Here is a 7,397-nt window from a genome sequence, read left to right as displayed (position 1 = left end):
TTACAAGTGAACTTGTCAGAAGAAGAACTCTTACATCTTCGTTTTTCTCCGACCATTCTATAATTGTTCTTAACTTTTCTTCTCTGACTTTCATTTTGTTTGGTTCGGTTTTACTATGTCGTACAACGTTTGGCAAATTGGCGATGGAGCCGACTTTTAGCACAAATGTTGAATAGAATTACTAATCTTCAACATTGCACAAAAGTTCAATAGAAGTACTTCACCGGCTCTATTGCCAATTTGTTTGTTATGTGCCGTTTTATTCCATTTTATACATTTAACAATTGCTGAAACGTAAAGTCGGGTTTAAACATTTCAATTTCGTTTTGAGTTGATTCTTCTTGTGCTTCTTTGCCATAGATAAACATTTGCTGTTCATAATTTTTAACAGCCTCTTCAATGCTATTAAATTTTCCATCGGCTAGATTATCAGACAATATCAAGGCATCCACCAACCCACTATTTACTCCCTGCCCTGCAAAAGGCGGCATCAAATGTGCGGCATCCCCAATCATTGTTATGGGTAATGGGCGCTTGCTTTTCCAAGGCTTTTCTAAAGGAAATATCCGTGTAGCCAATCCTACAAATGACAACGTCGTATGAATCAATTCTTTGTAGCGTTCGTCCCAATCGGAAAATTCTTTCAGAAGAAAATCAACGACACTATTTCTGTTTTGAAAATCTACCTGCGTTTGGTTTTTCCATTCATCAGGTGTTTTAAAACTTATTCCAAAATGCAATGCACCATTATTATTGGGGTTAGCAAATAATAAATTACCTTGGTGAGATGCCATTAGCCGGTTTCCATTGCATAGCTGAAAAAATCCAGGACAGTTTATCTCTGGTTGATGAATATCGGCTTGTATATTGAAAGTACCTGTTTCTTCAACTTCCGTGTCGGTAACAAATTTTCTTACCTTGGACATCCCGCCATTGGCAAGAATAACCAAATCTGCTGTTTCACTCGGTTTATTCTCAAAAGTTAGTGTCCACTTCTTCTTACCAGGTTCAAGCATAACAAGTTTTCTATCCCAAATAACCGTGTCGTTTTCTAAACTATTCAACAAGATAGCCCTTAAGTCATTTCTGTTTATTTCAGGATTGTCAAATCGATTTTCGGGCTTTACATTTTTTGTGGATAAAATATTGCCTTTTTCATCAGCAATATTTACACCCATTGGTAAGGCTAAGTCATAATAAGTTTGTAACAATCCCGCTTTTTTCATTGCTTCCTGACCTGAACCTTTGTGTAGGTCAAGGGTTCCACCAAAAATTCTTGCCTCTCGGTCGTTGTCTCTTTCGTAAACTGAAACGTCTATGCCGTTTTGCTGTAATAATTTTGCCATAGTCAGTCCAACGGGTCCACCACCAATTATTGCAACGTTCTTATCACTAAGTAAATTCATTTGTTTGTCTGTATCTATTCGCATTGTCATTCAAAAATGGCACATAACGGTCAAGTATAAGCGTAGTGCGGGATTTCGGAGCAATTCACTGTCCGCCCACCACAAAGTTTCTTAGGAGCAAAAATGCTCAAATTTAGCAGTTCAGCCCGCATTACGCTTATACAATGTTGGCGGTAGTTTTTTTTATTCAATTCTCCTTAATACCCCCTTTAATTTTGCTTCAACTCCAAGATTATCAAAAAGTTTTTCAGTCAATGTTAATGTCTTCTTGAAAGCTGTTTTAATATCTGTCGGATCTAATTCTGATGTTGTCTCCTGAAATAACGAATACCAATCTGGGTCTATGTCTTTTTCCAAGCTTTTTGTTGGACTTTCCCAATGTTTGGTTTGGTATGTTTCAATTCTTATTAACCAAAGTAAATATTTTTGAACATTTGATAAGCTTTGGTAAGCGTGAGCAAATTCCTGTCGTTTAATTAAGTTGCTTGTTGTAAGTAAAACATTCAACAATGATTGGCTCAACCACAGGATATTTTCATTTGTTGTTCGATCAGGTACTTTAGTTTTTATTTCTTTGAGCGTGTTAGTCAATAAATCTTCTTTATCTACTAAAATCATCTTGTCAAAGTCGCTAAACTCTACCAAACCGTCCCACGATTTGATAACTTCCATTTGGTCGTTTGTCAAAAAATGAAACTCCCCCCTTATCATATTTTCAAAAATGGCAACTTCACTTCCATACTCGTTGGTAAAATATAATGCCAAAGGATGAATTTGGCTTACCCAATTTTCAGCGGAAAAATTTTCTTTATCCTTCAAGAAGATGTAGAATTCAATATCTGAATATTTGTCCCCTTCATTTTTGGTAAATGACCCGTACATAAATACGGCAGAAATATTTTTATCATTTTGAGCTATTGACTTTGTTTTGTCAATCATTTGTAACTGTGTCATTTTCTAATTTTTTAATATTAACAATCGCCCTTTCTACTTTGCGTATTAAAGGATATTTCAATTCTTATTCTATCTTACAGTTACTTATAGCTTCATTTTCTTGAATGTTTTTCGTTGTTAATTGTTTCTTCAAATTACCGCCAACGGTTCGGGGCTTTGCGAGGGAGCGGATTTTATGCACAAACGCTCAATCGAAGAACCGAACTACAAATTTAGCAAAAAGTTTCATACGAAGCACTTAACCCGCTCTCTTGCAAAACCCTTGTTACCTGCTGGCTGTGTTTTTAGGTTTGTATATTGCTATTTTAGCCTGTTATCGTATCAACTTCTTTTTTCAGGTAGTTTAAATTGATTTTGTATTCTTCTTGATTAAGTTCGTCAAATTGTAATTGTTCTATGAATTCAAAAATATCCTGAAGTTTTCGGCTTATTTGATAATACCGTAAAACAGTATCGTTTATTTGATAATCGGGATTGAGTTCACAATATTTTTTCATGAACGAATTGAAATAAGGTTGTTGATAAATGCTAAAAATATCAGCTTCGGGTGGTGCAAATTTTATTCCTTCCCAATCTAAAAGATATAAGTGCTGTTTATTTGTAATAATATTCCAATGATGAATGTCTGTATGGCATAAACAGAATTTCAAATGCTGTTCTTTTAATACTTTAGACAAGTTGTTCCATTCGTTGATTTGACTTTTGATAGTTGAAATATTAGGTTTCAATACCTCTTTGATGTCAACTTTTAAGTGGTCAAAGTTTTTCTCTATCCATTCACTTAATGTGGAAATGAACGGAAGATGGAATGTTTCAGAAATCTGCTTGATGTCAAAAGGAAAATCTTCTAAATTATGTAATTGAGCAACAGTTTCGGCTAATTGTATTACTTGTTCTTCTGTTAAATTTTGTTCTCCAACCGTTTCTCCATCAATGTAATCAAACAAAATGCACACATAATTTTCATCCTCACACTTAAAATTTTCAGATTGCGTTTTAATCAATCGAATTATTTTTCCTTTAAGTGAAGTTTGGTCATCAAGCCAGTCCGCAATTGGAAGATAAATATCTATGTGTTTCGTTAAATAAGATGTTGATTTTCTACTTTTCTCATAAACTTTCAAAAAGTAAAAATGTCCGTTTTTGTCTTCTATTTTGTAAGCCAAAGACGCCCAACCACCTTGCTGTTTAGAAATTATGTTTGTTTTGACAAGATATTTTTCTTGCAATATTTTTATCAATGTTTCAATCATCTTTTATTTTGTGCAGTTTTTGTTTTCGGCTTGCCGGTAACGTTATGTATATGAGCTGTGGCGTGTCTCGGCACGAACCTCTCCAAATATAAACTAACTTTGGCAAACCGCAGGATTTTCCAAATAGGCACAGAACGAGCCATAGCTTATATACGGTGTTGTGCGTTCGTAATTATTTTTTTTTGTTCAAGAAATAATCAATTGATATTTATATAGCAATCCTTCTAGTTGAAATGCAGAAAATTTTGCTTTTTTAAGTTTGTTAAATTCAGGGTCAATAGCGAAGTTTTTTGCATTTCTAAAGTCCGCCTTTTCAAGTATAGTATTTAAAAACCTCGTTCCTGTAAGGTCTGTGTCATTAAAAACTGCTGAAGATAAATCCGATTCAGTAAAATCTGCTTCTTTAAGAGAACATTTTACAAAGTGCGTATTCTTTAACTTTGTCCCAAAAAATGTACAATAATCCATAATACAATTCTCAAATCTGAAAGAAAATGCAAAATTGTTGCATCTTGTAAAATCAATTCCAAGAATTTTGCTTCCTATAAAGCTTGCGTTTCTAAAACCCGTTCCTTCTATTTCTGTCATTGAAAAGTTACAGTCCTGAAAAGTGCATTCTTCAAAACTATTTCCTCTCAAGTCACTTTTTACGAAAATGCACGATATAAACTTACATTTAAAAAATTCTCTATTTCTTAATGTTTTTCCAGAATAATCAACATTTTTAAATTCTTTGTTCTCGTGAGTTATTATTTCATTTGTCATTTTTATATTTTTCTAATTTTGAGTGAGTTTTTCTATGACGCACAACGGTTTGGGTATTTGCGATGGCACGGCATTTGAAAACCGTCAGCCGAAAATATGCACAAAAGTTGATAGTAGTACAAATGTTCAATTACTTCCGTCAGTCGTGCTATTGCAAATACCATGTTAGCGGGTCGTTGTTCTATGTCAAATAATAATTGTTTATTCATTAGTCTATAATAACATTCTTCCCTTGTTCTCTAAGTTTTTCCAGTCCATCTTTCATAGCTTTAATCTCTTCAAGGGTATGTCCGTGCCAACCGGTTACTTCTCCAACAACTTTAAAAGGATGTTTCGAACGATAGGATTTTGTGGGATTACCAGGAAATTTTTTGTCCGTTACGTTGGGGTCATCTTCTATGTCGCCTGTTGCTTCTACTAAATAAATCCTTTCACGTCCGTTGCCCAAAGCAAGTTCTGCTCCTAATATTGCAGTATTCAGTGTAGCCGAAACATAAATATGCTTTAATATTCTGTTTTCTTCATAATTACTGTTGAAACCTACTTGAATGAAATCGCCAATTTTCAAGTCAGCCTTTGTTCCGTGAAAATAGGTTTGAGCAAACGGTGTAGGAATATGAAGTACGGCTTTATCTTCTATTTTGGTTGTGTTCATAGTTATTTCTTATTGTTTCTCGTTTACTTTTTCAATTTCTTTATTCATCAACTCCAATGCTTTGTGGAAGTATTTTTCTAAAATGTTTAATTCATCACTATTGAATGACACAAAAAGGTCGTGTGTTTTGTTTTGGTAGTTACTATAAAATGGTGTAACCAACTTTGTTATTCTATCAATATTGGGAACTATGATTATTTTCCGCCTGTCAGTTTTGTCGGGCTGTCTTTTTACGAGTTTTTTGTTTTCAAACCGGTCTATTAGCCCTGTAACCGAACCTGTTGTTAACCCTGTAAGTAGGGCAAGTTCACCTGCTGTCATTTGACCTTTTTGAATTAAGAAACCTAAATATTTATGGTCAGTGCCAGTCAGTCCAATTTTTCTACCAATGCTTTCGTGCATTTGAATAGATGTGTAGGCATAAAGTTGGCTCAATTTCCTTAAGTTGATGATTTTTTCTTTGACAGGCATAAATCTTGTTAACCATTTATCTTGACAACAAAGATAATATATTTTTTTGGTAGTTACCTAAAATGTTTGATTCAAAATTTAAGGATAGTTGATTTTGGTTTGTCTGTCAGGGATGGGTGTCGCTCTACAATGCCCGCTAACGTTTTCGGGCTTTGCGTTCGGGCGGGTTTCGGAGCACAAAACTGTCAACCTGCACTGAACTTGAATAGAAGCACAAAGCTCCAAGTGATACGTCACCCCGCCTGACGCAAAACCCGTGTTAGCGGGTCGTTGTTCTTGTTTACTTTTCACTGTCAAGAGTTAATTTGTAATAGAAATGTCGCACTTTCTCTTCTTCTGTCGGATTTGTAAGACGGTAGAAATCAAGAGCATAATTGTCAACTTCATCTGCTTGCACAAAAACTTCTTCAAATCCCTTTTCTTTGAAATATTGATTTGTAAACGCTATTAACTTTCGCCCCACGCCTTTTCTTTGGTAATTCGTCAATACTGCAAGGTCATATATATAGGCTAATGGTTTATCTGAATAGTACTGGTCAAGCACATAAACTGTCAGCCCACCTATAACTTTGTTGTTTGCCCTAGCCGTAACTACATAAAAGGTTTCTTGGTTTAATAGTTTCTGTAAGTGCAATTCACTTGGCAAATTGAAATTTTTCATTTCAAATACATTTTCAAAAATAACTATTAAGTCCTTGAACTCTTTAATATTGTCAGATTGTAGTATTTGCAATTCTAAGTTCATACATTTCTAAGTTTTCTTTTTTAGAGGTAGTCCTTTACAATGCCCGCTAACGTTTTCGGGCTTTGCGTTCGGGCGGGTTTCGGAGCACAAAACTGTCAACCTGCACTGAACTTGAATAGAAGCACAAAGCTCCAAGTGATACGTCACCCCGCCTGACGCAAAACCCGTGTTAGCGGGTCGTTGTTCTTGTTTACTTTTCACTGTCAAGAGTTAATTTGTAATAGAAATGTCGCACTTTCTCTTCTTCTGTCGGATTTGTAAGACGGTAGAAATCAAGAGCATAATTGTCAACTTCATCTGCTTGCACAAAAACTTCTTCAAATCCCTTTTCTTTGAAATATTGATTTGTAAACGCTATTAACTTTCGCCCCACGCCTTTTCTTTGGTAATTCGTCAATACTGCAAGGTCATATATATAGGCTAATGGTTTATCTGAATAGTACTGGTCAAGCACATAAACTGTCAGCCCACCTATAACTTTGTTGTTTGCCCTAGCCGTAACTACATAAAAGGTTTCTTGGTTTAATAGTTTCTGTAAGTGCAATTCACTTGGCAAATTGAAATTTTTCATTTCAAATACATTTTCAAAAATAACTATTAAGTCCTTGAACTCTTTAATATTGTCAGATTGTAGTATTTGCAATTCTAAGTTCATACATTTCTAAGTTTTCTTTTTTAGAGGTAGTCCTTTACAATGCCCGCTAACATTGTTATTTCACGAAATAAAACACGGTGTAGTTTCGTAAAATAACACCTATATGCGCATTTCGTAAAATCTGTTGCTAATATAATTACTTTTTTTGTAAATTAGATACTTAGTAAGTTATTTTTTGTGGATAGCGAAACAAAATAGGTTAAATTAGATTTATTTAAGTATGGATAGCGAAACAATATTAAAAACCTTACACGACCGATTGCAAGTGCAACGCTACGCCAATAATACCATAAAATCGTATTGTGGTTATGCACAAATATTCTTAGAGTATATGAATAAATATCGTACGCTCAACGAAATACCTATTGCTGAAATAGAGGGTTTTATTAATGAAAAAGTATTTCAAGACAATATTAGTGCATCTTATCAACGCTCTTTAGTTGGGGCAATTAAGAAGATTTATGAGTTGGTCAATAATCAATCGATAGAGTTA

9 protein-coding genes and 1 pseudogene are annotated in these 7,397 nt (G+C 34.4%); 1 reads left to right on the top strand and 9 read right to left on the bottom strand.

The genetic code is table 11. From position 1 onward, the window contains the following. The 9 genes and pseudogenes from H4K35_RS15260 to H4K35_RS15220 form a co-directional block, all read right to left on the bottom strand. A pseudogene (locus H4K35_RS15260) lies at positions 1-94 on the bottom strand (aminoglycoside 6-adenylyltransferase); the annotation flags it as partial. Between the two features lie 175 nt (positions 95-269). Beyond that, positions 270-1,436 (bottom strand): tetracycline-inactivating monooxygenase Tet(X2), encoded by a 1,167-nt coding sequence (locus H4K35_RS15255; RefSeq protein ID WP_008651082.1) that lies wholly within the window; start codon positions 1,434-1,436, stop codon positions 270-272. Between the two features lie 153 nt (positions 1,437-1,589). Beyond that, positions 1,590-2,360 carry a lincosamide nucleotidyltransferase Lnu(I) gene (lnu(I), locus tag H4K35_RS15250; protein ID WP_008992950.1) on the bottom strand — a complete coding sequence of 257 codons (771 nt, stop codon included), beginning with the start codon at positions 2,358-2,360 and terminating at the stop codon, positions 1,590-1,592. 305 nt (positions 2,361-2,665) lie between these two features. Continuing rightward, positions 2,666-3,613 (bottom strand): aminoglycoside phosphotransferase family protein, encoded by a 948-nt coding sequence (locus H4K35_RS15245; RefSeq protein ID WP_182628773.1) that lies wholly within the window; start codon positions 3,611-3,613, stop codon positions 2,666-2,668. Positions 3,614-3,799: 186 nt separating this feature from the next. Next, positions 3,800-4,378, bottom strand: coding sequence for a pentapeptide repeat-containing protein (locus tag H4K35_RS15240; protein WP_182628772.1), 579 nt, complete (start codon positions 4,376-4,378; stop codon positions 3,800-3,802). 208 nt (positions 4,379-4,586) lie between these two features. Beyond that, entirely contained in the window at positions 4,587-5,033 is a 447-nt protein-coding gene (gene arr, locus H4K35_RS15235) for an NAD(+)--rifampin ADP-ribosyltransferase (protein WP_010257556.1), read from the bottom strand. 9 nt (positions 5,034-5,042) lie between these two features. Beyond that, positions 5,043-5,504, bottom strand: a complete 462-nt coding sequence (locus H4K35_RS15230) for a MarR family winged helix-turn-helix transcriptional regulator (RefSeq protein WP_010257559.1) — start codon at positions 5,502-5,504, stop codon at positions 5,043-5,045. 280 nt (positions 5,505-5,784) lie between these two features. Next, complete coding sequence (locus tag H4K35_RS15225; protein ID WP_024568394.1) at positions 5,785-6,249, bottom strand: GNAT family N-acetyltransferase; 465 nt, start codon at positions 6,247-6,249, stop codon at positions 5,785-5,787. Between the two features lie 190 nt (positions 6,250-6,439). After that, positions 6,440-6,904 (bottom strand): GNAT family N-acetyltransferase, encoded by a 465-nt coding sequence (locus H4K35_RS15220; protein ID WP_024568394.1) that lies wholly within the window; start codon positions 6,902-6,904, stop codon positions 6,440-6,442. 220 nt (positions 6,905-7,124) lie between these two features. Here H4K35_RS15220 and H4K35_RS15215 point away from each other — a divergent pair. Next, a partial coding sequence (locus tag H4K35_RS15215; RefSeq protein ID WP_182628771.1) for a phage integrase N-terminal SAM-like domain-containing protein occupies positions 7,125-7,397 on the top strand: 273 nt, incomplete at its 3' end.

Origin of the sequence: Myroides sp. NP-2, assembly GCF_014145665.1 — a bacterium.
Classification (GTDB): Bacteria; Bacteroidota; Bacteroidia; order Flavobacteriales; family Flavobacteriaceae; genus Flavobacterium.
The sequence above is the reverse complement of the archived record's forward strand: the minus strand, read 5'-3'. Positions and strand labels throughout refer to the sequence as shown.